The 22718-nt window shown below is 62.2% G+C and carries 23 protein-coding genes; 15 read left to right on the top strand and 8 right to left on the bottom strand.

The genetic code is table 11. From position 1 onward, the window contains the following. Nucleotides 1-57 precede the first annotated feature (57 nt). The gene (gene purC, locus ACYQ12_RS14985) at nt 58-771 is read left to right on the top strand and encodes a phosphoribosylaminoimidazolesuccinocarboxamide synthase (RefSeq protein WP_459873260.1); all 714 of its coding nucleotides are present in this window, start codon (nt 58-60) and stop codon (nt 769-771) included. Nucleotides 772-1085: 314 nt separating this feature from the next. On the opposite strand, the gene ACYQ12_RS14980 is transcribed toward purC, so the two are convergent. After that, a complete protein-coding gene (locus ACYQ12_RS14980; RefSeq protein ID WP_459873258.1) occupies nt 1086-1445 on the bottom strand; it encodes a hypothetical protein in 360 nt (119 codons plus the stop codon). Between the two features lie 338 nt (nt 1446-1783). After that, nucleotides 1784-2518, bottom strand: a complete 735-nt coding sequence (gene tsaA, locus ACYQ12_RS14975) for a tRNA (N6-threonylcarbamoyladenosine(37)-N6)-methyltransferase TrmO (RefSeq protein ID WP_459873256.1) — start codon at nt 2516-2518, stop codon at nt 1784-1786. A gap of 152 nt (nt 2519-2670) precedes the next feature. On the opposite strand from tsaA, the gene ACYQ12_RS14970 reads away from it, so the two are divergent. After that, entirely contained in the window at nt 2671-3234 is a 564-nt protein-coding gene (locus ACYQ12_RS14970) for a 1,2-dihydroxy-3-keto-5-methylthiopentene dioxygenase (RefSeq protein WP_459873254.1), read from the top strand. A 48-nt stretch (nt 3235-3282) separates the two neighbouring features. After that, nucleotides 3283-3762, top strand: a complete 480-nt coding sequence (locus tag ACYQ12_RS14965) for a GNAT family N-acetyltransferase (RefSeq protein WP_459873252.1) — start codon at nt 3283-3285, stop codon at nt 3760-3762. 67 nt (nt 3763-3829) lie between these two features. On the opposite strand, the gene ACYQ12_RS14960 is transcribed toward ACYQ12_RS14965, so the two are convergent. Next, entirely contained in the window at nt 3830-4447 is a 618-nt protein-coding gene (locus tag ACYQ12_RS14960) for a class I SAM-dependent methyltransferase (RefSeq protein WP_459873250.1), read from the bottom strand. Between the two features lie 177 nt (nt 4448-4624). Here ACYQ12_RS14960 and ACYQ12_RS14955 point away from each other — a divergent pair, with 177 nt between their 5' ends. The 11 genes from ACYQ12_RS14955 (at nt 4625) to ACYQ12_RS14905 (ending at nt 16135) form a co-directional block, all read left to right on the top strand. Next, nucleotides 4625-5839: an aspartate aminotransferase family protein gene (locus ACYQ12_RS14955; RefSeq protein ID WP_459873248.1), complete on the top strand. Its 1215-nt coding sequence runs from the start codon at nt 4625-4627 to the stop codon at nt 5837-5839. Nucleotides 5840-5862: 23 nt separating this feature from the next. Further along, entirely contained in the window at nt 5863-6927 is a 1065-nt protein-coding gene (locus tag ACYQ12_RS14950) for an arginine N-succinyltransferase (protein WP_459873246.1), read from the top strand. Further along, the gene (astA, locus tag ACYQ12_RS14945) at nt 6927-7961 is read left to right on the top strand and encodes an arginine N-succinyltransferase (RefSeq protein WP_459873244.1); all 1035 of its coding nucleotides are present in this window, start codon (nt 6927-6929) and stop codon (nt 7959-7961) included. Before ACYQ12_RS14950 ends, astA begins: the two co-directional genes overlap by 1 nt. A gap of 104 nt (nt 7962-8065) precedes the next feature. Continuing rightward, complete coding sequence (gene astD / locus ACYQ12_RS14940) at nt 8066-9544, top strand: succinylglutamate-semialdehyde dehydrogenase (RefSeq protein ID WP_459873242.1); 1479 nt, start codon at nt 8066-8068, stop codon at nt 9542-9544. Next, nucleotides 9541-10905 (top strand): N-succinylarginine dihydrolase, encoded by a 1365-nt coding sequence (gene astB / locus ACYQ12_RS14935; protein WP_459873240.1) that lies wholly within the window; start codon nt 9541-9543, stop codon nt 10903-10905. Before astD ends, astB begins: the two co-directional genes overlap by 4 nt. 75 nt (nt 10906-10980) lie before the next feature. After that, complete coding sequence (locus ACYQ12_RS14930; RefSeq protein ID WP_459873238.1) at nt 10981-11520, top strand: YaeQ family protein; 540 nt, start codon at nt 10981-10983, stop codon at nt 11518-11520. A 197-nt stretch (nt 11521-11717) separates the two neighbouring features. Then, nucleotides 11718-11897, top strand: coding sequence for a hypothetical protein (locus ACYQ12_RS14925; RefSeq protein WP_459873236.1), 180 nt, complete (start codon nt 11718-11720; stop codon nt 11895-11897). A 200-nt stretch (nt 11898-12097) separates the two neighbouring features. Beyond that, nucleotides 12098-13795, top strand: coding sequence for a dihydroxy-acid dehydratase (gene ilvD / locus ACYQ12_RS14920; RefSeq protein ID WP_459873234.1), 1698 nt, complete (start codon nt 12098-12100; stop codon nt 13793-13795). A 266-nt stretch (nt 13796-14061) separates the two neighbouring features. Further along, complete coding sequence (locus tag ACYQ12_RS14915; protein ID WP_459873232.1) at nt 14062-14571, top strand: Hsp20 family protein; 510 nt, start codon at nt 14062-14064, stop codon at nt 14569-14571. Nucleotides 14572-14790: 219 nt separating this feature from the next. Continuing rightward, nucleotides 14791-15381, top strand: coding sequence for a gamma-glutamylcyclotransferase (locus ACYQ12_RS14910; RefSeq protein ID WP_459873230.1), 591 nt, complete (start codon nt 14791-14793; stop codon nt 15379-15381). A 247-nt stretch (nt 15382-15628) separates the two neighbouring features. Then, on the top strand, nt 15629-16135 hold the full coding sequence (locus tag ACYQ12_RS14905) for a metallophosphoesterase family protein (protein ID WP_459873228.1): 507 nt from the start codon (nt 15629-15631) through the stop codon (nt 16133-16135). A 26-nt stretch (nt 16136-16161) separates the two neighbouring features. On the opposite strand, the gene ACYQ12_RS14900 is transcribed toward ACYQ12_RS14905, so the two are convergent. Both ACYQ12_RS14900 and ACYQ12_RS14895 read right to left on the bottom strand, forming a co-directional pair. Continuing rightward, complete coding sequence (locus ACYQ12_RS14900) at nt 16162-16647, bottom strand: methylated-DNA--[protein]-cysteine S-methyltransferase (protein WP_459873226.1); 486 nt, start codon at nt 16645-16647, stop codon at nt 16162-16164. 1 nt (nt 16648) lies between these two features. Continuing rightward, the gene (locus tag ACYQ12_RS14895; RefSeq protein ID WP_459873224.1) at nt 16649-18010 is read right to left on the bottom strand and encodes a DNA-3-methyladenine glycosylase 2 family protein; all 1362 of its coding nucleotides are present in this window, start codon (nt 18008-18010) and stop codon (nt 16649-16651) included. 229 nt (nt 18011-18239) lie between these two features. Between ACYQ12_RS14895 and ACYQ12_RS14890 the strand changes: the two genes are divergently transcribed. After that, nucleotides 18240-18467 carry a DUF3072 domain-containing protein gene (locus ACYQ12_RS14890; RefSeq protein WP_459873222.1) on the top strand — a complete coding sequence of 76 codons (228 nt, stop codon included), beginning with the start codon at nt 18240-18242 and terminating at the stop codon, nt 18465-18467. Nucleotides 18468-18517: 50 nt separating this feature from the next. Here ACYQ12_RS14890 and ACYQ12_RS14885 read toward each other — a convergent pair whose 3' ends face one another. From ACYQ12_RS14885 to ACYQ12_RS14875, 3 genes are all read right to left on the bottom strand, one after another. Then, nucleotides 18518-19894 (bottom strand): cytochrome c, encoded by a 1377-nt coding sequence (locus ACYQ12_RS14885; protein WP_459873219.1) that lies wholly within the window; start codon nt 19892-19894, stop codon nt 18518-18520. Between the two features lie 10 nt (nt 19895-19904). Beyond that, nucleotides 19905-21689 carry a GMC family oxidoreductase gene (locus ACYQ12_RS14880; protein WP_459873216.1) on the bottom strand — a complete coding sequence of 595 codons (1785 nt, stop codon included), beginning with the start codon at nt 21687-21689 and terminating at the stop codon, nt 19905-19907. A gap of 95 nt (nt 21690-21784) precedes the next feature. Then, nucleotides 21785-22507 carry a gluconate 2-dehydrogenase subunit 3 family protein gene (locus tag ACYQ12_RS14875; RefSeq protein WP_459873214.1) on the bottom strand — a complete coding sequence of 241 codons (723 nt, stop codon included), beginning with the start codon at nt 22505-22507 and terminating at the stop codon, nt 21785-21787. Nucleotides 22508-22718: the final 211 nt, after the last annotated feature.

Here is a 22718-nt window from a genome sequence, read left to right as displayed (position 1 = left end):
ACGCTCGGCTTCGGCTGGGCGATCATCGATTCAGTGAGGGCCGTTGTGGAGAGTCCCATGGAAAAACGTGACGAGCTGTATGCGGGAAAGGCCAAGTCAGTCTACCGCACCGACGATCCGCAGCGATTGATCCTGCATTTTCGCGACGACACCAGTGCCTTCGACGGCAAGAAGAAGGAGGCTCTGGCGCGCAAGGGCATGGTCAACAACAAGTTCAACGCCTTCATCATGGGGAAGCTGCAGGCTGCCGGGGTTCCCACCCATTTCGAGTCGCTGCTCTCCGACAACGAGTGTGTAGTCAAGAAGCTCGACATGATTCCCGTCGAGTGTGTGGTGCGCAATCTCGCTGCGGGCAGTCTGGTGCGCCGGCTCGGCGTGGAGGAGGGCGTCGAGCTCAATCCGCCGACCTTCGAACTGTTCCTGAAGAACGACGAGAAGGGCGACCCGATGATCAACGAGTCGCTGGCCGAGACCTTCGGCTGGGCGACGTCCGATCAGCTGGCGCGAATGAAGACGCTCACTTTCCAGGTCAACGACGTGCTCAAGCGGCTGTTCCTCGATGGGGACATGCTGCTGGTCGACTACAAGCTCGAGTTCGGCGTGTTCGATGGCGAGATCGTGCTGGGTGATGAATTCTCGCCCGACGGCTGTCGTCTGTGGGACGCCAAGACCCGCGAGAAGATGGACAAGGACCGCTTCCGTCAGGGGTTGGGAGGCGTCATCGAGGCCTACGAGGAGGTAGGGCGACGTATCGGCGTCGACTTTGGTTGAATTATTTATCGCCTTGAATTACGGCAGAATGTTTTGTCTAGATGACGAATCTCAGGTGTTATGCAGCCGGCTGTTCAACTATTGATCTGCCGTGTGGCAATTTAAAGAGAGGGCAATTGTATTGCCCTCTCTTTGCTCTCCCTCGCTTCACGCCGCAAATCTTGATAGGTAAAAAATTACCGCAATCACACACGCCAATGCCCCATTGCATGCTGTGATGCCAAGATTCAAAAATATTTAGGTGAAGCCTTTGTTTGTAACGCTAGAATCCACCTCTAATTGAGAAAAAGTAGGATGGTTATTAACGATTTGTGTCAAAGGTGGTGATGTCCGGATGCTCTTGGGTTACAGCCACAACCTTGGAAGTAACCATTCTTGTCGAATCCTACTACTGTTGTCAGAATATCTATGCCATCACGCTCCAATTCTGCTCGTTTCATGGGGCTAACGCGGTGCTCGCGTTTTCTTAAGTCGGTAAACTCCATCATTATTTCGTCGTCGCCAATGTCGAAATGATTATGTAGGAGAGTAACACCGAATCGATCTAGGCAATTATACTGATCAAGGATGTCCCGGATGGCTGCCAAGACGGGAGCGTCAGAGTCATCAATAGGACGGACGTCAGCGACAAACTGCAGACGGCTCCACTGCATGGATTGAATATTAATTTGCATGTGATGAAACTCCTAGCAGGATTGTTTTTTTCGGCACCACTATTAATGCATAGCACATTCAATTGGCATCGACAGGTGCTGTCTATACAAATTAATAATTTTTTACCAATTTAATTTTAAGTATGTTGTAGATATTAATTATAATAGCTATAAGTAGTGGCTGAGTATTGATTTCTAATACTGAGACCGACAAAAGTTTTAACTAAATATTATGATTTGCACTGCTTGCCGTAGTATAAGTCACCGTAGGTTCAGCCTAGTGACTGATGTCTGGCTTCTGCCGTGACATGACATCCACTCAAATGGTGCAGAGTAAAGCTGTACGGAGCAGCTTGGTCCTAGAGCGCCACGATCTCGACCACTTCCATGACAGTCCCGCCTTCACCGTCTTCGCATGCCCGGAAACGCACGTCGACATCGCGCAGCGGAACGCCATAGCGGCGTGACTCGGCCCCGGAGCGATAGGCCGGGCGCGGGTCCTGAGCCAGTACCTGAACGATCAGTTCGCGCAGCGAGACGCCATCACGGCGACGTGCCAGCGTGGCGTCTGCCGCTGCGCTGAAGTGGACCGGATACAAGGTGGGCGGTGCGGGGGCAAAGCCGGCTTGCGCCTCGGGGCGCGCTTCCGCCCAGGGCAGGTAGGGCTTGATGTCCAGCACCGGCGTTCCGTCGAGCAGGTCATGGCCGCGCAGATGCAGACGCACGCCACGACGCGTGTCGATATCCACCAGTTCCACCAGCGACAGTCCCAGGCGGTTGGGACGGTGTGTGCTGCGCGTGGCGAATACCCCGACCTTGGTATTGCCGCCCAGGCGCGGCGGACGCACCAGCGGCGTCCAGCGCTCGGGACTGGCATGAAACAGGAAGGTCAGCCAGAGGTGGCTGAAGGCTTCCAGGCCGCGTACACCGAGCGGGTCGTCATACGGTGGCAGCAGATGCAGCACGCCCCGGGCGGCCGGCGCCAGGCCGGGCTGGCGGGGAATCCCGAACTTGTCGGGATAGTCGCTCTCGATACGCCCGATGGGCGCGAGGCTCAGGGTGTCCGGAAAGTCAGGAGGAGACATCTCGTTCATGAGCGGCATTATGCCGTGGACGGCGTACCACGCCTACCGGATTCGCGGCCATGGCCTCTATACTGGGGCCTGTGGTATGTATGCCTGACCGCGCCATGTGACGGCGCTGGCTTTCTGTTCGAGTGTGAACTGGATCTAAGGAGAGATCTGTCATGAGCTTCCTGCATGTCTATCACGAGGCCGACGGCGAACAGCCGCTGCTCTCGACCTACGATGGCGAGCGCATCGCCGCCGAACTGGACGCTCATGGCGTGCGTTTCGAACGCTGGAGCACGGATGTGACATTGGCGCCGGACGCCGATCAGGAAAGCGTTCTCGCCGCCTTCGCCGATGGCGTGGCGCGCCTGCAGGCGGAGTTCGGCTTCGCCGTGGCGGCCGTCATCAGCCTGACGCCCGATCATCCCGACAAGGAAACGCTGCGCCAGGAATTTCTCGAAGAGCACCGCCACGCTGAAGATGAGGCGCGTTTCTTCGTACGTGGCGAAGGCATTTATTACCTGCACATGGATAGCCGGGTCTACGTCATCGGTTGTTCCCAGGGCGATCTCATGTCGGTGCCGGCCAATACGCCGCGCTGGTTCGACATGGGGCCCAATCCCGATTTCCTGTGCATCCGCATGTTCACCAATACCCAGGGCTGGGTGACGCAGATGACGGAAAGTCGCATCGCCTCGCGCTTCCCGCGCTTCGAGGCGCTGACGGACGCGGCTGCATGAGACGGACATCACTCAGAGTACGTCGCTTCGATGAGGACAATGTGAGCGATGCTTGAGCGCGTGATCTTTCGTGCCGCGTTGCCACGTGACGGGGCCGATCAAGCCGAGGTCTTTCACCATGCGGTGATGCAGGGAGCCTGCGCCCATTACTCGCTGGCTCAACGCCAGGCCTGGACGAACGCGCTGCCCCGCGAGGCAGAAGCGTGGGCGGCGCGTCAGGTGCTGTACTCGACGCTGGTGGCGACCCGCGATGGACGCTGTGTGGGGTTCTGCGAGCTCGACCTCGATGGTGCGCGCATCGAAACGCTCTACGTATGGCCGTCGCTGTCACGACGCGGCATCGGTTCGCAACTGCTGGATCACGCCGAAGCGGGCATGCGCGAGCGGGGAGTGGCCTGCCTGACCATCGAGGCCAGTCTGGTGCTTGCGCCGGGGCTGGAGCGTCGTGGTTGGGTGCGCCAGGGGACGGAGTGGGTCGAGCGCTTCGGCGAGCGTCTGGAGCGGGTCAGGCTGACCAGGATGCTCTGACGTGTCGCACGGAGGTTCTCCGGCGACTCTCTTCTCCAACTACTTCTCTCCAGCTACTCTTCTCCGACTACTCCTTGCAGGCCAGCAGGGCCCGGAATACCGAGCCCATCATGACCGGCGTATCGTACTCGAGACGAAATCCTGCCCGGCTCAGCAGCGGGCTGGCCTGGCGCGTGATATCGGTGGCGACGAGACTGGTCAGTAGATTGAGCAAGCGCCGTCCCGGCCCGGCAGAGCGGTCATCGGCCTGGAACTTGTCCATCACGCAGAGCTGCCCTCCCGGCGCCAGCACGCGATAGGCCTCGCGTAGCCCCGCCTCGGGGTCGGGCATGACGGCCAGAATCAGATGCATGATCACCACGTCGAAATGCCCGTCAGGATAATCGAGATGCTCGGCATCCATGACCTTCGCCGTCACGTCCAGCCCGAGGCGTTCGGCACGCACCGCAGCACGCCGCACCATCGCCGGTGACAGGTCGGTTGCCTGAATCTCGACGTCGCGCGGCAGGAAGGGCAGATCGAGTCCTGTTCCGGCACCGACGATCAGCACGCACTGTCCCGGGGCCCAATCCACCTGTTCCAGTGCGAGGCGCCGTGGCCGGCGAAAGAGCCGGTCGGCGACGAGATCGTAGATTGGGGCATAGAGGGTGTAGCGCAGACGATTCCAGGCGGTGGTATTGAACATGACGGCTCTCCCGGCACTCCTCTTCGAGCAGTGTAACGGTTATTGATGATGTCACGATGACAATCGTCATGCCGACCCCACCCGTTTTCATAATTTATCGTCCCATCGCTGAAAGACCTGGCGCAGGGGCGTCCCTATACTCGTATTATCCATAGGCTCAACCGGAGGGAAAACAGCATGGCCCAGTCCCCGACTCGCGAGGATTTCGATCGCTACATGGTGCCCAATTACGCACCGCAGAAGACCCTTCCCGTGCGCGGCGAGGGCAGCCGCCTGTGGGATCAGGAGGGCCGCGAGTACATCGACTTCGCCGGAGGGATCGCCGTCAACTCTCTGGGTCATTGCCATCCGGCGCTGGTCGGGGCGCTCAAAACCCAGGCCGACAAGCTCTGGCATCTGTCCAACGTCTACACCAACGAGCCGGCTTTGCTGCTCGCCCGGGCGCTGGTCGAGCGCACCTTCGCCGACAAGGTGTATCTCTGCTCCTCGGGAGGCGAGGCCAACGAGGCCGCACTGAAGCTGGCGCGGCGCTGGGCGCACGATACCCATGGCGAGCGCAAGCACAAGATCATCTCCTTCCGTCAGTCGTTTCACGGACGCACGCTGTTTACCGTCAGTGTCGGCGGACAACCCAAGTATTCGCAGGGGTTCGGACCGGTGCCGGGCGGTATCGTGCACGGCGAGTTCAACAACCTCGACAGCGTGCGTGAACTGATCGATGCCGATACCTGCGCGGTGATCGTCGAGCCGATGCAGGGCGAGGGCGGCATCGTGCCCGCGACCCCGGCGTTTCTCGAAGGCCTGCGCGAGTTGTGCGACGCGCACGATGCGCTGCTGATCTTCGACGAGGTCCAGTCCGGCGTCGGGCGCAGCGGGCATCTCTATGCCTACATGGCTTACGGCGTCACGCCGGACATCCTGACCAGCGCCAAGGCCCTGGGCGGCGGGTTCCCGGTGGGCGCGATGCTGACCACCGACCGTATCGCACCGGCGCTGGCAGTCGGCACCCACGGTTCCACCTACGGCGGCAATGCCCTGGCATCCGCGGTGGCCCTGGCGGCGCTGGAAACCATCGACACGCCCGAGGTACTGCAGGGCGTCCGGCATCGCCATGCCCTGTTCCGGGAGCATCTGGAGACGATCAACCGTCAGCACGGAGTATTCAAGGAAGTCCGCGGGATGGGACTGCTGATCGGTGCCGAGATGGCCGAGCGCTATAACGACCGCGCGCGGGACATCCTGCCGCTGGCCATGGAGGAGGGGCTGATGGCGCTGGTTGCCGGCCCCAACGTGCTGCGCATGGCGCCGTCGCTGGTGATTCCCGAGGCGGATATCACCGAAGGCATGGTACGTCTCGAGCGGGCCATCGCCCGACTCGTCGCGGACGCATGAGCGAATTGCCGAGAGGTCCCGTCATGCTTGTCGTTCGCCCCGTTCAGCCGCGTGACCTGCCGGCGCTGGAGCATCTGGCGAGTTCCGCCACGCCGCGCCTGACCAACCTGCCGGCCCATCGCGATCGCCTGGAAGAGCGCATTGCCCGTTCTGCGCGGGCCATGGCGCACGAGGTGGATTTTCCCGGTGAGCAGACCTACACCTTCGTGCTCGAGGATCTCGAGTGCGGCGAGGTGGTCGGCACCGCCAGCATCCGAGCCCAGGCCGGCGCCCATGACGCTTACTACACCTATCGTCAGGAGACGCTGATTCACGCCTCGCAACAGCTCAACGTGCGTCGCGAAGTGCAGACCCTGTCGCTGTCCCACGAGATGTCGGAAGTGACGCTGTTGTGCGCGCTGTCGCTGGACGCCCGTTACAAGGGCACCAGCGCCGAGAGTCTGCTGCGTCGTGCACGGCTGATGTTCATCGCCCAGTACCCGGAGCGCTTCGCCGAGACGCTGGCGGTGGCCTTTCCCGGCTTTCTGGATGCCGAGGGCGAGTCGCCGTTCTGGAACAGCGTGGGCCGGCACTTCTTCGTGCGCGGTTACGAGGAGATCAATCATCTCGCCGGAGTGCGCTCGAAGAGCTTCATTGCCGAGGTGATGCCGCAGTTTCCTCTTTATCTGCCATTGCTCACGCCCCAGGCGCGGGCCGCCATCGGACGCGAGCATCCCGCCCATGAAAGCGCCATGGAAGAGATGCTTGCCGAGGGCTTTGTACGCTCGCGGCATGTCGATATCTTCGACGCGGGACCGGTGATCCGGTGCGAGCGCGACCGCCTGCGGACCCTGCGCGACTGCGGCTGGCATCCGGTACGCATCCGTCCGTCCGGCGCACTGCCGGATGCCGAGCCGGCACTGGTGGCCAATCAGAAGCTCGGCGATTTCCGCTGCGTGGTGGCGCGTTACGCGCTGTCGCCCACCGGTCAGTTGATGCTGTCGCCGGAACATGCCGAGCTGCTCGGGGTGGAGGAGGGGCGTGCCGTCCTGGCCGCCCCGCTGGGTCTGCCGACCGCCGAAGAGCGTTTTGACGAGGGAGAGCCTTGATGCGTATTCGTCCCATCGCCCAGCGCGACATCGACGGCCTGATGGTACTGGCGCGCCAGACCGGGGTGGGCTTCACCTCGCTGCCCGAGAATCACGATTTTCTGGTGGCCAAGATCACCCGGGCGGCGAGCGCCTTCGAGGAGCACACCCCGCTAGACGATCGGCTGTACTTCTTTGTGCTCGAGGACGAGGCCACCGGCGAGCTGGCGGGCTGCTGCGCCATCGAGGGCCAGGTCGGCCGCGACATGCCGTTCTACAACTACCGGGTAGGGACGCTGGCGCACTCCTCGGTACAGCTCGACCTGCATCGCACCATCGATACCCTGTTTCTGAGTTCCGATCATACCGGTGACGCCGAGGTCTGCTCGTTGTTTCTGCGTCCCGAGTATCGTGGCAGCGATCGTCGCCACGAGCGTAACGGCGCGCTGCTGTCCAAGGCGCGTTGGCTGTTCATGGCCGAGTTCCGCGATCGCTTTCCGCAGAAAGTGTTGGCGGAGATGCGCGGGGTATTCGACGCTCAGGGCATCAGCCCGTTCTGGACCTGTCTGGGCAGCCATTTCTTCCCCATGGATTTTCATGAGGCCGATCGGCTCACCGGCCTGGGGCAGAAGAGTTTCATCGGCGAGCTGATGCCCAAGTTTCCCATCTATACGCCGTTTCTCTCCGCAGAGGCCCGTGCCTGTATCGGTCAGGTTCACGAACACACGCGTCCGGCCCTGGAGATGCTCAAGAAGGAAGGGCTGCGCTGGGAAGGCTATATCGACATCTTCGACGGCGGTCCCACGGTGGAGGCCTATCTCGATGACGTGCGTGCGGTACGTGAGTCGCGCTGCTACCCGGTGGAAGTCGTTGCGCACGCCGCACCCGCGCAGGAGCGCCATGTCTGGCTGGCGGGTACCACCGGCATGCGCGATTTTCGTGCCGCCTGGATCGCCCGCGGGCCGAATGCCGACGGGGTGGTGACGCTATCGCCCGAAGAGGCGCGTCGTCTCGAGATCGGGACCGACGATCGCTTGCGCGTGCTGCAGGCCTAGCGTGCCTGAGGTCGACAAGGGTGCACGGCGCCTGCGGTCGCTGGCCGAAGCGACATCCAAATGAGGCGAGCGCATCGGGACGATGCGCGCAACGGGAGAATGCCATGCAAGCCAAGCAGCAACTGTTGATCGGCGGGGCCTGGGTCGAGGGTGAAGCAGGCCGTCTCGTCAAGATCGATGCGATATCGCAACAATCCTTGTGGACCGCCGCCGCGGCCAGTCCGGCACAGGTCGAGGCGGCCGTGAAGGCCGCTCGGCAAGCCTTCCCCGGCTGGGCGCGTCAGCCCTTTGCCGAGCGCCAGCGGATCATCGAGCGCTTTCGCGAGCGCCTGGAAGCCAACCGGGAAGCGCTGGCCTCGGGCATCGCCCAGGAGACCGGCAAGCCGCTGTGGGAGGCGCGCACGGAAGTCGGGGCGATGATCGCCAAGGTGGCGATTTCCGTCACCGCCTATCAGGAACGCACCGGCGAGCGCAGCCGGGAGCTGGGCGAGACCAGTGGAGCACGCGCCGTGGTGCGCCACCGCCCGCACGGCGTGCTGGCGGTATTCGGCCCCTACAATTTCCCCGGCCATCTGCCCAACGGACACATCGTGCCGGCGTTGCTGGCAGGCAACACGGTAGTGTTCAAGCCCAGCGAGCAGACGCCGATGACGGCGGATCTGACCCTGCAGTGCTGGCTGGAGGCGGGCTTGCCCGACGGGGTGATCAATCTGGTACAGGGCGGTGCGCCGGTGGGGCAGGCCCTGGCCGGTGCGGTGGACATCGATGGGCTGCTGTTCACCGGCAGCGTGAAGATCGGTGGGCTGCTGCACAAGCAGTTCGCCGGCCAAGTGAGCAAGATCCTGGCTCTCGAGCTGGGCGGCAATAATCCCCTGGTGGTCAAGGACGTTCCCGACCAGGAGGCCGCGGTACTCACCATCCTGCAATCCGCCTTTCTTTCCGGTGGCCAGCGCTGCACCTGTGCCCGCCGCCTGATCGTGCCTCAGGGGCCGGTGGGGGATCGCCTGCTGGAGGCGCTGGTCGAGGCCATCGGCAAGCTGCACATCGCCGAACCCTTCGCCGAGCCGGCCCCTTTTTACGGGGGGCTGGTGAGTCGCGCCGCAGCCGACGGCCTGCTGCATGCCCAGGAGGATCTCGAGGAGCTGGGAGGCACGGTGCTGGCGCGCATGCGGCGCCTGCAGGAAGGCACCAGCCTGATCAGTCCGGCCCTGATCGATGTCACGGGACTCCGGATTCCCGACGAGGAGCACTTCGGCCCGTTGCTCAAGGTGCACCGCTACCAGGACTGGGACGAGGCGATCGCGCTTGCCAACGCGACCCGTTACGGCCTTGCCGCGGGACTGATCGGTGGCGAGCAGGCCGACTGGGACGATTTCCTGCTGCGTATCCGCGCCGGCATCGTCAACTGGAACCGCCAGACCACCGGCGCGTCGAGCGATGCCCCCTTCGGCGGCATCGGCGACAGCGGCAACCATCGTCCCAGCGCCTACTACGCGGCCGATTACTGCGCCTATCCGGTGGCCTCCATGGAGGCGGAATCCCTGATCCTGCCCGACTCCCTGCCGCCGGGAGTGACGCTATGAGCGCGCCGCTGCACGAGACCCTGGAGGTCAATTTCGATGGCCTGGTGGGGCCGACCCACAACTACTCGGGGCTGGCGCACGGTAATGTCGCCTCGATGCGCCATGGCGGGCTGACCGCCAATCCGCGCGAAGCTGCGCTGCAGGGGCTGGCCAAGATGAAGGCGCTGAAGGATGCCGGCTATGCCCAGGGCGTGCTACCGCCCCAGCAGCGCCCGGACCTCGGTGCACTGCGTGATCTCGGCTTTTCCGGCAGCAACGCCGAGGTGCTCGAACGCGCCGCTCGCGAGGCACCGCAGTTGCTGCGCGCGGTGTGCTCGGCGTCGAGCATGTGGACGGCAAACGCCGCCACCGTCACGCCGAGTCGCGATAGCCGGGACGGGCGCGTGCACTTCACGCCGGCCAACCTGCAATCGAGCTTCCATCGCTTCCTCGAACCGCAGACCACCGCCCGTGTGCTGAAGGCGATCTTCGCCGACGAACGGTATTTCGCGCACCATCCGGTGCTGCCGGCGACGCCCGCATTTGCCGACGAGGGGGCCGCCAACCACACGCGTCTGGCCGCTTCACACGGCGAGGCCGGCGTGCATCTTTACGTCTACGGACGCCAGGCGTTCGTTAGCGAAGCGCATGAGCGTGTCGTGCCCAAGCGCTATCCGGCCCGACAGACACTCGAGGCCAGCCAGGCCGTGGCGCGCCAGCACGGACTGCAAGCCTCGCAGACGGTATTCGCCCAGCAGCATCCTGGTGCCATCGATGCCGGTGTGTTTCACAACGACGTGATCAGTGTGGGCAACGGGCCGGTGCTGCTTTATCACGAGATGGCCTTCCTCGATGAGCAGGCCACGCTGGATGCCCTGCGTGAGAAGATGGAAGCGCCGCTGATTCCGGTGCGTGTCCCGTCGGAGGCGGTGAGCCTCGACGATGCCGTGAGTACTTACCTGTTCAACTCGCAGTTACTCAGCAATTCCGATGGCAGCATGACGCTGGTGGTGCCCGGCGAGTGTCAGGAGAACGAGGCCGTGTGGCGAACCATTCAGGATCTGCTGCTGGCCGGGCACAATCCGATCGGCGAGGTGGTGGTCAAGGATGTCAAGCAGAGCATGCGCAACGGGGGCGGTCCGGCCTGCCTGCGCCTGCGGGTGGTGCTCAACAGTACCGAGCGCCGATGCCTGACGGGCCGGATATTGCTCGACGACGCGCTGTATGAGGAACTGGTCGCCTGGGTGGAGCGCCACTACCGCGACCGGCTGACACACGAGGATCTTGCCGACCCGCAATTGGCCGAGGAGACCCTGACGGCGCTGGACGAGCTGACCCGTCTTCTGGGTATCGGCCACGTTTATCCCTTTCAGTTGGGTTAAGCCATCCGCGACGCGTCTTTCCGAACGTTTCCAGATAGACTGGCGGCCCATCGAACTGTCTGGAAACGTCTACCCATGGCCTTGTCCTCCACGCCCTACAAAGTCGAACTCAGCCTTACCGATCTAGATCGTGGGGTGTACGAGAATCAGCGTTTCACTGTTGCCCGCCACCCTTCGGAGACCGAGGAGCGTCTGGTCGTGCGTCTGCTGGCGCATGCGCTGTGGTACGCCGAGCAGTTGGCCTTCGGTCGCGGCCTGTCCGAGGTCGACGAGCCCGCGTTGTGGGAAAAGAGTCTGGATGGGCGAATCCTGCACTGGATCGAGGTCGGCCAGCCCGACGCCGAACGGTTGACCTGGTGTTCGCGGCGTGCCGAGCGGGTGTCATTGCTGGCCTATGGCAACCTGCGCGTATGGGAAACGAAGGTGCTGCCCGGCGTCGCCTCGCTGAACAACGTGCATGTCGCCACGCTGCCCCAGGAGCCGCTGACCGAGCTTGCGAGGGATCTGCCGCGTTCCATCAAGTGGAACCTGATGATCAGCGAGGGCACGTTGTTCGTCACCGACGAACGAGGGCAGCATGAACTGCAACCGCAGTGGCGGCAGGGCGAGCGCTGAACCTTGTGCTTTACCGCCGCGATGAGGCTTATCCTGCGGAGCATGGGAAAGTCAGTGAATCGGACTGACTTGGTATATGCTGTTTGGTAAGAAGCATGAAAAAGTGACCCGAGTCCGTGTGAGGTATCTCATCGCCAGGGGGTTGCCCTTGGTGCCTTCATCCGGTTCGGCCCGCCCATCTGTCGAGGAGCCGTCTCATGACCCGACGCCATCCGCACCATGCTCGCCGCCAGCCGTCTGAGTTTCAGCAGCCTGAGATCAAGGCGATTCCGCTCACTCAGGACAAACCCCGCGATGGCCGTCTGTTGGTCGCCGCGATGATAGCGGCCTCCGTCGCTGCAGCGTTGACGTTGGTCGCGCAATTCACCCTGGGATAGGGCCCTCGCGCTTGCTGCGTTAGCGTCGCAGCGCGCAATGGCTGCTCAACGAAACCCGTGCCTTGGCACGGGTTTGTCGTTTGAGGGACTGGTTGAAAGCCTGCGAACGATACTAAGGTTGTCTGAGGCCAATCAGCCGCTGAAAGAGACGGCAGGCCGGAACCACGGATCGGAAAGAGACATGCAAGCGAGGTCATGCCATGAGTGATGAGCAGCATTCGCCACCGGATCATCGGCGGCGCTATTCGGGCCCCGTCGTCGACGGGCCGGGCAAGGCCGCCAGCCGCGCCATGCTGCGCGCGGTAGGTTTCGGCGACGAGGATTTCCGCAAGCCCCAGGTCGGCATTGCCTCGACCTGGAGCCGTGTCACGCCCTGCAACAGCCATATCGGCCTGCTGGCCGATGAAGCCTGCGCCGGTGCCGACGAGGCCGGTGGCAAGGGCGTGATATTCAATACCATCACCATCAGCGACGGGATCGCCAACGGTACGGAGGGTATGAAGTACTCGATGGTCTCGCGCGAGGTGATCTGCGATTCGATCGAGACGGTGGCCGGTTGCGAAGGCTTCGACGGCCTGGTGGCGATCGGCGGCTGCGACAAGAACATGCCCGGCTGCGTGATGGGATTGGCTCGGCTCAACCGCCCCAGCGTGTTCGTCTACGGCGGCACCATCATGCCCGGCGAGGGGCACACCGATATCGTTTCGGTATTCGAAGCGATGGGCGCCCACTCGCGCGGCGATCTGTCGCTGATCGACGTCAAGAGAATCGAGGAGACGGCGATTCCCGGTCCCGGCTCCTGCGGCGGCATGTACACCGCCAACACCATGGCCTCGGCGATCGAGGCGCTGGGCATGAGCCTGCCCGGAAGCTCGGCGCAGAACGCTGTCTCCCGGCACAAGCTCGATGACAGCCGTGCTGCCGGGGCCGCGGTCCTGCAACTGCTCGAACGCGATATCAAGCCCTCCGATATCATGACGCGTGAAGCATTCGAGAATGCCATTACCGTGGTGATCGCGCTGGGCGGCTCGACCAATGCGGTGCTGCACCTGATCGCCATGGCCAATACCATCGGTGTCGAGCTGACGCTGAGTGATTTCACCGAGATCGGCAGGCGCGTGCCGGTGGTTGCCGACCTGCGTCCCAGCGGCCACTACATGATGAGCGAACTGGTGGCGATCGGTGGCATCCAGCCGCTGATGAAGATCCTGCTCGATGCCGGGCTCCTGCATGGCGACTGCCTGACCGTGACCGGCAGAACGCTGGCCGAAAACCTCGACGGCGTCGCGCCGTATCCGCATGACCAGACCATCATCGCGCCGCTCGACAAGCCGCTCAAGGCGCAGAGTCACCTGCGCATTCTTTACGGCAATCTTGCCCCCGAGGGCGCGGTGGCCAAGATTACCGGCAAGGAGGGAGTGCGCTTCACCGGTCGCGCCCGTGTGTTCGGCTCGGAGGAGGAAGCGCAGGCACGCATCAACGACGGCACGGTAGTCGCTGGCGATGTGCTGGTGATCCGCTACGAAGGGCCGAGAGGCGGGCCCGGCATGCGCGAGATGCTCACTCCCACTTCGGCGATCATGGGCCGGGGCCTGGGCAACGACGTGGCGCTGATCACCGACGGGCGCTTCTCCGGCGGCAGCCATGGCTTCGTGGTCGGCCATATCACGCCGGAAGCGTTCAACGGCGGACCGATCGCCCTGGTCGAGGACGGTGACGAGATCACCATCGATGCCGAGGCCGATACGCTCAGCGTCGCCATCAGCGAGGAAGAAATGAAACGCCGTCGTGCCGCCTGGACGCAGCCGGCGCCACGCTACCGGCGGGGTGTGCTGGCCAAGTACGCGCGGACGGTCAGTTCGGCCTCCCTGGGAGCGGTGACCGACCTTCCGGAGTAGGGGACTTCGGCATTATGCGGGGTGCCAGATTCGTGCCTCTTGAAACGAGGATGTAAGTACTCATTTACCGGGAGTGGCGGGGTAACAGGCTTTTGGCCGTCTGGAGGGATAATTTTTCAGACGGCCCTTGAAAGTTTCAGGCTTGCCTATATTTAACATAATGTCGCGAGAGGGCCCGTGCCGAAAGCAGGGCCCAAGCGGCGGCAAACGCCAACTGATTGGGTTTGCCAACTATAGAGCTTCGCTGAATCATCAGGAGGTTTGTCATGAACACCATGTCTCTTTCACCGCTGTTCCGTCGCAGCATCGGCTTCGATCGTCTCAACGATCTGTTCGAGTATGCAATGCAGAGCGACGCACCGAGCTATCCTCCCTACAACGTGGAGAAGCGTGGCGAAAACGATTATCAGATCGTGGTGGCCGCGGCGGGCTTTGCCGAAGACGAGCTCAGCGTCGATGTCGAGAACCGCGTGCTGACCATCAGCAGCATCAAGACCGACAAGCCCGACAATACCAATACTCAGGTGACTTACCTGCATCGCGGCATCGCCCAACGTGCCTTCAAGCTCTCGTTCCGTCTGGACGAGAACATCGAAGTGCAGGGGGCTCGTCTCGAGAATGGACTGCTTGTCGTCGATCTGCTGCGCGTGGTGCCGGAAGAGCAGCGCCCGCGTCAGATCCCGATCAACGGCCAGGCAGGCCAGCAACGCTTGAGTGACCAGTCTCTCGGCGGCGTCGAACAGTCCACCGGGACTCGGGCCGAGGCCACTGCCTGAACGATAGCGCCGACCGACTCGCATCGGCCGCCTGCGATGAAACTGGACCCCGCCACATGGCGGGGTCTTTTGTTTTCTCGGCCGCCGATGTCCGGCTGCCGAGGGAAATGACGGCAGGTTTACCGGTTTCTGTCGCGATACGCGAGGTAGCCGCTGCGTTATAGTGAGATTTCCATCATTTTTACCTGGCAAGACAGGCCGAGGAGACGAGCGTTTTCCATGTCCGCCAATACCATCGATATCAATCGCCAGATGATGCACTTCGACGCGCACGATCGGGTCTGGCTGTTCGGTTACGGTTCGTTGATCTACAAGGCGGACTTTCCCTATCTGGAGCGTCGTCCGGCCAGCATTCGCGGCTGGATTCGCCGCTTCTGGCAGGGCTCGCACGATCATCGCGGCACGCCGGAGTCGCCGGGGCGCGTGGTCACGCTGATCGCCGAGGCGGGCAGCACGTGTGCCGGAATGGCGTATCTCGTCACCCCCGAGGTCTTCGCGCATCTCGACCACCGCGAGAAGAATGGTTACCTGCGTGTCGTCACGCCGCTCGCGTTCGATGACGGCAACCGGGCCGAGGGGCTGGTCTATATTGCCGCCGAGGACAACGAGGCGTGGCTGGGACCCGCCCCGGAGCGCGACATCGCCCGGCAGATCGCCCGCTCCTCGGGACCCAGCGGCCCCAATCGTGACTATCTGCTGCATCTTGCCGTCGCACTGCGCGAAATGGGTCACGAGGATACGCATGTGTTCACCCTCGAGCGCCACCTTCAGGAGATTGAACGCCAGGCGGTCGAGTCGCCATCCTGGTGAGGCCATGCAGGCCGTCGGTACGCTACGCTCTGTCTGAAAAATGTCTGCGCTCACTCATGCAGTGTTAAAAACCAGCTCGGGCGCGAGTCCGATCAAAATGCTCATTTACAGCACGTAAACCCGAATGCGGGCCCAGTCCGTTTATCGCTGATTTTTGCCTTGCCTGAGTATCGCTCGCCGACTTTTCAGACAGAACTTAAGCCCTGACGAATCTGCCGCCCCGTCGGAATCCACGCAAGGAAGCAGAATGATGCCCGAAGAGAATCCGCAACTGTCGAACATCGAGATCGAGTCGCCTGTCGGGGTGATTGCCGACACTCACGGACTGCTGCGTGAGGAGGCCGTCTCGGCGTTGCAGGGGTGCGAGCTGATCCTGCATCTCGGCGATGTGGGCGGCAAGGATGAGGACCAGGCCATCCTGACGCGTCTGGCCGAGATGGCGCCGCTGTTCACCGTGCGTGGCAATATCGATACCCGGTCGTGGGCCGAGCGGTTGCCCGACACCCAGGATCTCATCGTCAACGGCTGGCGGCTGCATCTGGTGCACGACATTGCCGATTTCATCTCTACGACGCCCTGCGATGCGGTGCTTCATGGCCATTCGCACAAACCGCGCAACGAGTGGCAGGCGGGTAGGCTACTGTTTAATCCCGGTGGCGCCGGCAAGCGGCGCTTCAAGCTGCCGATCACCCTGGGGAAACTATGGGTCAATGAGCGATCTCTGCGTGGCGAGATCATCCCGCTGTTGTCATGAGCCGGAATTGTCATGAGCTAAAGCGATCATGAACCAGGTTCGTATTCCAGACACTGCCGTTCATGGCGAAGTAGCCACTGCTTGCGTTCCAGCCCGCCGGCATAGCCGGTCAGCTTGCCACTACTGCCGATCACACGATGGCAAGGCACGATGATCGACAGTGGATTGCGGCCGTTGGCGGCGCCCACGGCACGATGGCTCTGCGGACAACCGATGGCGTTCGAAATCGCCGCATAGCTACATGTCTGTCCGTAGGGCACCTGGCGAAGCTGACTCCATACCCGCTGCTGGAAGGCAGTGCCCTGAGGCGTCAGCGGCACATCGAAGCCTTGGCGCCTGCCCTGGAAGTACTCCGCAAGCTGCGTCTTGCAGCGCTCGATCAGCGCGTGCCCCCGGCTTTCTGTCGTCGGTTCGTCGACGAATAAAATATGGGTGATTCCCGCGTCACTGGCGCGTATCTCCAGCAGGCCGAGGGAGGACTCGAGAGGTAGGGCGAGATAATCCACGTACATGTCAGCGATTCCAGAGTTGGAAGGTGAGATAACTACGCCAGGGGGAAGCCGTGTCTGGCGAGGCATCGCCCAGCTCGCCGAGCGCTTTCCTGACGCCGAGGTCGCCGCCCAGCCAGATGTCCGGATCGCTGGCGCCACGCATCCTGGCGTAGTCCACCGTCCATTGGCCGATGCCTTTCAACGTCAACCATCGGGAGGCGTCCTGCGGCGCTTCATTCGCCAGATACCATGCGGCGAAGCGGCGTAACGTTTCGCGGCGTGCGTCAGGCATCTTCAGGAACGTGAGATCGCTATCCGCAATACAGGCGGGTTCGGGAAAACACCGTCGCCGCTCATCGAGCGGTTCGCCCAACTGGTCAACCAGCGTCTGTACCAAGCGATGTGCCGCCATGATCGATACTTGCTGACCGAGGATGGCCCGGACGCCGGCTTCGAAAAGACTCCAGATGCCCGGCAAGCGCAGCCCCTCGATCAACGCCAAGCCAGGAATCGCCCGGGCCAGATGCCTTTCGATCGTTCGGGTATCCGCATCCAGGTCGAGAATTCGACGAATATTGGCCACCACGCCTTGCATGGCCGAGAGATCGTCGATCTCCAGCGCGACCAGAAAGCGGTGGTGCCGGGGGTCGTGACTGGCAGTGAAGTGTCCCTTGGACTGCTGCCAGACAAAGCTGCGACCGTAATGATCGCTCCCGATCCACTCCACGCCCCCGATCAGGCGTCTGGTCAGGAAATCCTGCAGCGCCTCCCAGTGATAGGGCGGGCGATAGGCGAGCTGCAACACCAGTTGCTTGCCGCAGGACGCGGTAGCGTCACGGCGCACTTGGCTGGGACTGAGCCCCATGTGCTTCCTGAAGGCATCATTGAAGCGTCGCAGGCTGCGAAAGCCGCTGGCATAGGCCACCTCCGTCACCGACAGGTGAGTCTGATGCAGCAACTGCTTGGCGAACAGGCATTGGCGATAGAGGGCATACGTTTTGGGGGATACGCCGAAACGTCGCTGAAATAGCTGACGCAGGTAGCGATCGCTGATTCCCAGGCGCTCACTGAGCCGGGAGAGGGTGCCATCCTGAAGGGCTCCCGCATCGATCAAGTGCAGCGCTCGTTCCAGTGTCGTATCCACGCCTTTCCAGGCCGGCGAGCCGGGAGCGCTCTCCGGACGGCAGCGCAGGCAAGGGCGATAGCCGGCCCGGGCTGCTTCAGCGGCCGTAAGGTAGTACTTCACGTTGTGTTCGTGAGGCGGGGTGGCCGGACACACCGGGCGACAGTAAATGCCGGTGGTCGTCACGGCGGTGAAGAAGTGGCCATCGAAGCGCGCATCGCGTGACAGGCGGGCCTGACGGCAAGTGTCTCGGTCCAGCACGACGATATACCCAGTGGCGAAGTTGGGTTCAGTGTAAGGACGCAGGGGGAAATGACTAGCCGGAACCGGAACTCGATATTCGAGTCGGTCGCGCTGGCAGAGTCGTGAGGTGAGCGCTCTCGCACTGACATCCGGTGTGGCGTGGTCTATATTTTTATCCAGTTTCAATGCAGTGCGATCACTCTGGTGGCGCACTCGATATACCCCAGGAGCAACCCGGGAGGTAACGATGACGGATCATCCCAAGAACGAGCCCGAGACGGACAACAGCAATCTGAGGAAGGATCCGGGAAACTGGACAACTGGAGACGAGGCCATGACCGGCGCCCAGAAATCCTATCTGCAGACCCTTTGCGAAGAGGCCGGGGTCGAGTTCGATGAGAACCTGACCAAGGCCGAAGCCTCCAAACGCATCGACGAGCTTCAGGACAAGACCGGGCGCGGAACGCACGGTTAGCGCATTCAATGCCTGAGCCATATGGCCCCTTTCGGGGCCATTGGCGTTATCTACCAGTTGGGCTCGCCAATCACCGGACCTTCCAGCCCGCTGCGGACCTCCGCCACCTGATCGGCACTGACTTCGTCTGCATCGTTATCCCAGGCACCTCGCAGGAAGGTTGCCAGACGGGCCACTTCGTCATCATCGAGCCGCCAGGCGAAACCGGGCATGGGGATGGCCATGGGGGCACGTTGGGTGGAGGGCATCTTCGCGCCAGCCAGGATTACATGAATCAGCGCCGTGGGGTTGGCGGCATTGAGCGTGGGATTGCCATTGAGTTGCGGGAAGACCCGCGAGGCACCCCGGCCATCGGTGAAGTGGCAGGCATTGCAGTTGTCCAGATACAGCCGCTCTCCGGAGTCCACCGCCACCTTGGCGGCTTCGAGGGTCCTTTCGGTCGGTGTGCTGGGTGCGTCGTCCACGACGGCGGTCATAGGCGGCGGCTGAGCCGAGTCGCCGGGCGCGTTGGATGCCGTGACAGGCTGTACGCTGTCAGCAGCCAATGACTTGAGGTAGCGTGCCATGGCATTCAGGTCGTCATCGCTGAGGTAAGCGAGACTGTGCTCAATGACGGGTGCCATTTCGCCGGTGGCGGCGGTATAGGCGTTACGTCCCGTGCCGAGATAATCGACCAGCTCCGCCAGCGACCAGTCTTCGACGCCATGGATATCCTCTCGGCCTTCCGTATCGTCCACCCCGCCGCGCAGGCTCGGCGCCAGCCAGCCTTCCAGCTCGGCACCTCGCAGGTAATCCTCGTCCGTACCGTTGAAGCCTTTGAGCTGGTAGAGCATGCCTCGCGGTGTGTGGCAGCTCCCGCAGTGGCCCAGCCCCTGTACCAGATACGCGCCTCGGTTAAGCTCCTCGTCCCACTCCTCCCTCGGCGTGAAGGGTTCGGCATCCGGTGCGAAGGCCCAGTTCCAGATCGATAGCCCCCAACGCATGCTGAACGGCCAATTGAGGTCCGTCTGCGGTGGCTGTTCATTGACCGGCTCGACGCCCTCCATGAAATAGGCATAGAGTGCATCGACATCCTCGTCGCTGAGCTTCGCATAGGAAGGGTAGGGCATGGCCGGGTAGAGATTGGCGCCATCCTTGCGCTTGCCTTGGCGCAGGGCCTTGGCGAAATCCTCTCGCGAATAGTCGCCGATTCCCGCCTGCTTGTCGGGCGTAATGTTGGTGGAATAGATGTTACCGAAGGGGCTGAGCAGCGACAGGCCTCCGGCATAGGGCTTGCCGTCCGGTGCCGTGTGGCAGGCGATGCAATCCCCTGCGCGTGCCAGGTATTCCCCCCGATCGATGAGTGCCTGGTCCGCCGCCCAGCTCGGTGCCTGGATCAGCCCCGCCCCGATCCCCAGCAATCCCACGGACACGATGGTGTGTTTCATTATCGTTTCCCTATGCCTGAACCAATGGGCGCGGATCTTTGAGATATTGCTCGCGAATCGCCTTGGCCGACCAGTAGGTCAGCGCCGCGACGGTACCGGTGGGGTTGTGCTGCATGTTCTGGGGAAAGGCGCTGGCGCCCATCACGAACAGGTTGGGGACATCCCAGTGCTGAAGATAACGATTGAGCACCGAAGTCGAAGGGTCGGTTCCCATCACTGCGCCACCCACCAGATGGGTGGACTGGTAGCGGGTGGCGTCATAGTGATCGCCACCGCCATAGATACTCTCGGTGTGATAGGTCGGGTTCAGCTCCTTGACGATCTCGCGCATGCGCTCGCCCATGAAAGCCGTCATGCGCAGATCGTTGTCGTGGAAATCGTAGGTCATGCGCAGCAGCGGATCGCCATGCGGGTCCGTGTAGTTGGGGTCCAGGTCGAGATAGCAGTCTCGGTACGCCATGTTGGTGCCGGTGGTGCCGAGCATCATGTGATGACCATAGTGGGCCTTGGCCTGCTTCTTCCACTCGCTTCCCCACGCCGGTGTGTCGGGGGGGACCCGAACACCCGAGATGGCTCCGGCCGGGCCTTGAGTCGTATAAATGTAGGAGCCGCCGAAGAAACCGTATTTTGCCGTATCGAAGGTGTCCGGGCTGAAATCGTCGATGACCTGACCGCTGCCGCCGGCATGGACGAAGGGGTTGAAGTGCTTGTCCTCGAAATACATGTCCATGGAGCCGGTGACCTGGTAGGAGAAGTTGCGTCCCACCACGCCGGTATTGCTGACGGGATCGTAGGGCTTGCCGAGTTTCGACATCAGCAGCAGCCACACATTGGTCAGCGGGAAGGCGGCCAGCACGACCATCTCCGTGGGTTGAAGGATTTCGTTGCCGTCCTTGTCGACATACAGCACACCAATGGCTTTCCTGCCCGTCGAGTCGGTGACGATGCGGCGGACTTCGCAATTGGCACGGTAGCTGAAATTCTCGCGCTGCTTGAGGCGATCCAGGATGCAGCACTGCGGCGAGGCCTTCGAGTAGTTGAGACAGCCGTAGTTGCTGCAGTAGCCGCAGAAATTGCACGGCCCGAGCTGCATGCCGTAGGGGTTGGTCCAGGCCTGAGAGACGTTGGCGGAAGGGTAGGGATACGGATGCCAGCCAAGGTTGCGGGTCGCCTCGGTGAATAGCGCATCGGCATGCGTGCGCGGTAGCGGAGGCAAGGGAAACGGATTCTGACGCGGCCCCTCGAAGGGATTGCCGCCCGGCTGAATTTCACCGCGCAGATTGCCGGCCTGTCCCGAAAGGCCACAGACTTTCTCGAAAAAGTCGTAGTGCGGCTCCAGTTCGTCGTAGCTGACCCCGTAGTCCTGGATGGTCATGTCTTCGGGCAGGAATCCCGGCTCGAAACGCTCATTCGCGAAACTCTTTAACTCCAGCTCGACCGGTGTTGCGCGATACAGCACGCCGGTCCAGTGCACGCCTGCTCCGCCAACCCCATCGCCCGGGTGGAACGACTGCCAGCGGCGTTGAGGAAGCGCCATGTCGTTCATGCCGTTGCGAATGGTCAGGGCCGATTGGGAGGGACGTTGCAGGAGCTTCAGACGTACCCCGTAGGTCAGTTCATCGGCGGGCTTGGGATAGGCAAAATCTTCATTGGTACGATCCGGTCCCCGCTCCAGGGCGAGAACGTCAAGACCGGCATCGGTCAGTTCCATGCCCATGATGGAACCTGTCCACCCGAGCCCGATAATGACGACATCGACAGGCTCCTTGCGCGTGGCGCGTTTCAGATCTGCCATGGTTCTCTCCTTGTAAAGCATGAAGCCGGAACCGTCTGACGCGGTCTCACGGCAAGGCATCCGGGGGGGTAGGTAGGGAGCATCGAGCCGTCGGGCTAACCGCGCTCGCCGGAAAGACTGACCGGCCCCAGCGGATACTCGACGCCATGTTGAGGAACCCACTCCAGGAAGCTGGCGCGGGCGCCGGGAAAGCCGAGCATCTTCCAGGCCGCCATGTGCTTGTTGCCGCCATGGATCGGGTCCGCCAAGTACCCCTCCTTGGTATTGGTCAGCAGAAACTCGAAGAAGACGCCGGCGGGCAAGGTGGGCTCGTCGTACTGGGTGAAGTCAATGTCGTCGCTTTCCAGATCGGCCAGAATGGCGTCACGCTGAGCGGTATCCAGGGCGGCGAAGGACTGGCCATGCTCGGCCTGGCAATAGCGCTCGGTGGCCCGGATGCCGTGCTGATAGAGCTCGGCGGGAGTGAAGGGCAATTGATAACCCTGTGATGCAGGTGCATCGGGCTCGAAGGGGCCTTGCATGTACCAGTCCGATCCCGTGCCATAATCCCCCTGCAATTCCCTGTCGATGAATATCGGGACATTGGTTTCCAGCGCTCCGGGACCAGTGTCGTCCGAGGGGAGCAATCGGTCGCAGGCGGCGAGAATGAACCGCCACTCCTGCGGCGAGAAAAATTCCGGCTGGTAGTCGGCGAGTGAAATGTCGGGTGTCTTGGATTGAGCAAAAACCGCTCTTGCCGTCAGCGTGACCGAGGGGATGATCAGCAGCGAGCTCTTCACGAACTTTCGGCGTGAGGAATCCTTCAGTGTTTCGTTCACGACATTTCTCCTCATCTCGTGTCGGCTGGGCATGCCCGGCGCCAGTGCCGGTATGGGCGTATGTTTATTGTTGTTTCGACTTCGAAAGGCAGATAAACAACCACTAATTGAAAAACCTAGCACATGCGCTATTAGCTGCCAAAAATGGACGCTGTCCGGCTTGATGTCATCATGTGTAAGAAATCGCTTGAGCCGGTGGGTAGGGAACGTG

Source organism: Halomonas shantousis, from assembly GCF_054654615.1.
The sequence above is the reverse complement of the archived record's forward strand: the minus strand, read 5'-3'. Positions and strand labels throughout refer to the sequence as shown.

Bases quoted from the DNA above. Each gene is read 5' to 3' on its own strand.
- ACYQ12_RS14965 (WP_459873252.1), top strand. From the start codon at position 3,283: ATGCTTGAGCGCGTGATCTTTCGTGCCGCGTTGCCACGTGACGGGGCC.
- ACYQ12_RS14905 (WP_459873228.1), top strand. From the start codon at position 15,629: ATGATGCCCGAAGAGAATCCGCAACTGTCGAACATCGAGATCGAGTCG.
- ACYQ12_RS14890 (WP_459873222.1), top strand. From the start codon at position 18,240: ATGACGGATCATCCCAAGAACGAGCCCGAGACGGACAACAGCAATCTG.
- ACYQ12_RS14885 (WP_459873219.1), bottom strand. From the start codon at position 19,894: ATGAAACACACCATCGTGTCCGTGGGATTGCTGGGGATCGGGGCGGGG.
- ilvD (WP_459873234.1), top strand. From the start codon at position 12,098: ATGAGTGATGAGCAGCATTCGCCACCGGATCATCGGCGGCGCTATTCG.
- ACYQ12_RS14970 (WP_459873254.1), top strand. From the start codon at position 2,671: ATGAGCTTCCTGCATGTCTATCACGAGGCCGACGGCGAACAGCCGCTG.
- ACYQ12_RS14960 (WP_459873250.1), bottom strand. From the start codon at position 4,447: ATGTTCAATACCACCGCCTGGAATCGTCTGCGCTACACCCTCTATGCC.
- tsaA (WP_459873256.1), bottom strand. From the start codon at position 2,518: ATGAACGAGATGTCTCCTCCTGACTTTCCGGACACCCTGAGCCTCGCG.
- ACYQ12_RS14930 (WP_459873238.1), top strand. From the start codon at position 10,981: ATGGCCTTGTCCTCCACGCCCTACAAAGTCGAACTCAGCCTTACCGAT.
- astA (WP_459873244.1), top strand. From the start codon at position 6,927: ATGCGTATTCGTCCCATCGCCCAGCGCGACATCGACGGCCTGATGGTA.
- ACYQ12_RS14980 (WP_459873258.1), bottom strand. From the start codon at position 1,445: ATGCAAATTAATATTCAATCCATGCAGTGGAGCCGTCTGCAGTTTGTC.
- ACYQ12_RS14900 (WP_459873226.1), bottom strand. From the start codon at position 16,647: ATGTACGTGGATTATCTCGCCCTACCTCTCGAGTCCTCCCTCGGCCTG.
- ACYQ12_RS14915 (WP_459873232.1), top strand. From the start codon at position 14,062: ATGAACACCATGTCTCTTTCACCGCTGTTCCGTCGCAGCATCGGCTTC.
- astD (WP_459873242.1), top strand. From the start codon at position 8,066: ATGCAAGCCAAGCAGCAACTGTTGATCGGCGGGGCCTGGGTCGAGGGT.
- ACYQ12_RS14925 (WP_459873236.1), top strand. From the start codon at position 11,718: ATGACCCGACGCCATCCGCACCATGCTCGCCGCCAGCCGTCTGAGTTT.
- ACYQ12_RS14950 (WP_459873246.1), top strand. From the start codon at position 5,863: ATGCTTGTCGTTCGCCCCGTTCAGCCGCGTGACCTGCCGGCGCTGGAG.
- ACYQ12_RS14880 (WP_459873216.1), bottom strand. From the start codon at position 21,689: ATGGCAGATCTGAAACGCGCCACGCGCAAGGAGCCTGTCGATGTCGTC.
- ACYQ12_RS14955 (WP_459873248.1), top strand. From the start codon at position 4,625: ATGGCCCAGTCCCCGACTCGCGAGGATTTCGATCGCTACATGGTGCCC.
- astB (WP_459873240.1), top strand. From the start codon at position 9,541: ATGAGCGCGCCGCTGCACGAGACCCTGGAGGTCAATTTCGATGGCCTG.
- purC (WP_459873260.1), top strand. From the start codon at position 58: ATGGAAAAACGTGACGAGCTGTATGCGGGAAAGGCCAAGTCAGTCTAC.
- ACYQ12_RS14910 (WP_459873230.1), top strand. From the start codon at position 14,791: ATGTCCGCCAATACCATCGATATCAATCGCCAGATGATGCACTTCGAC.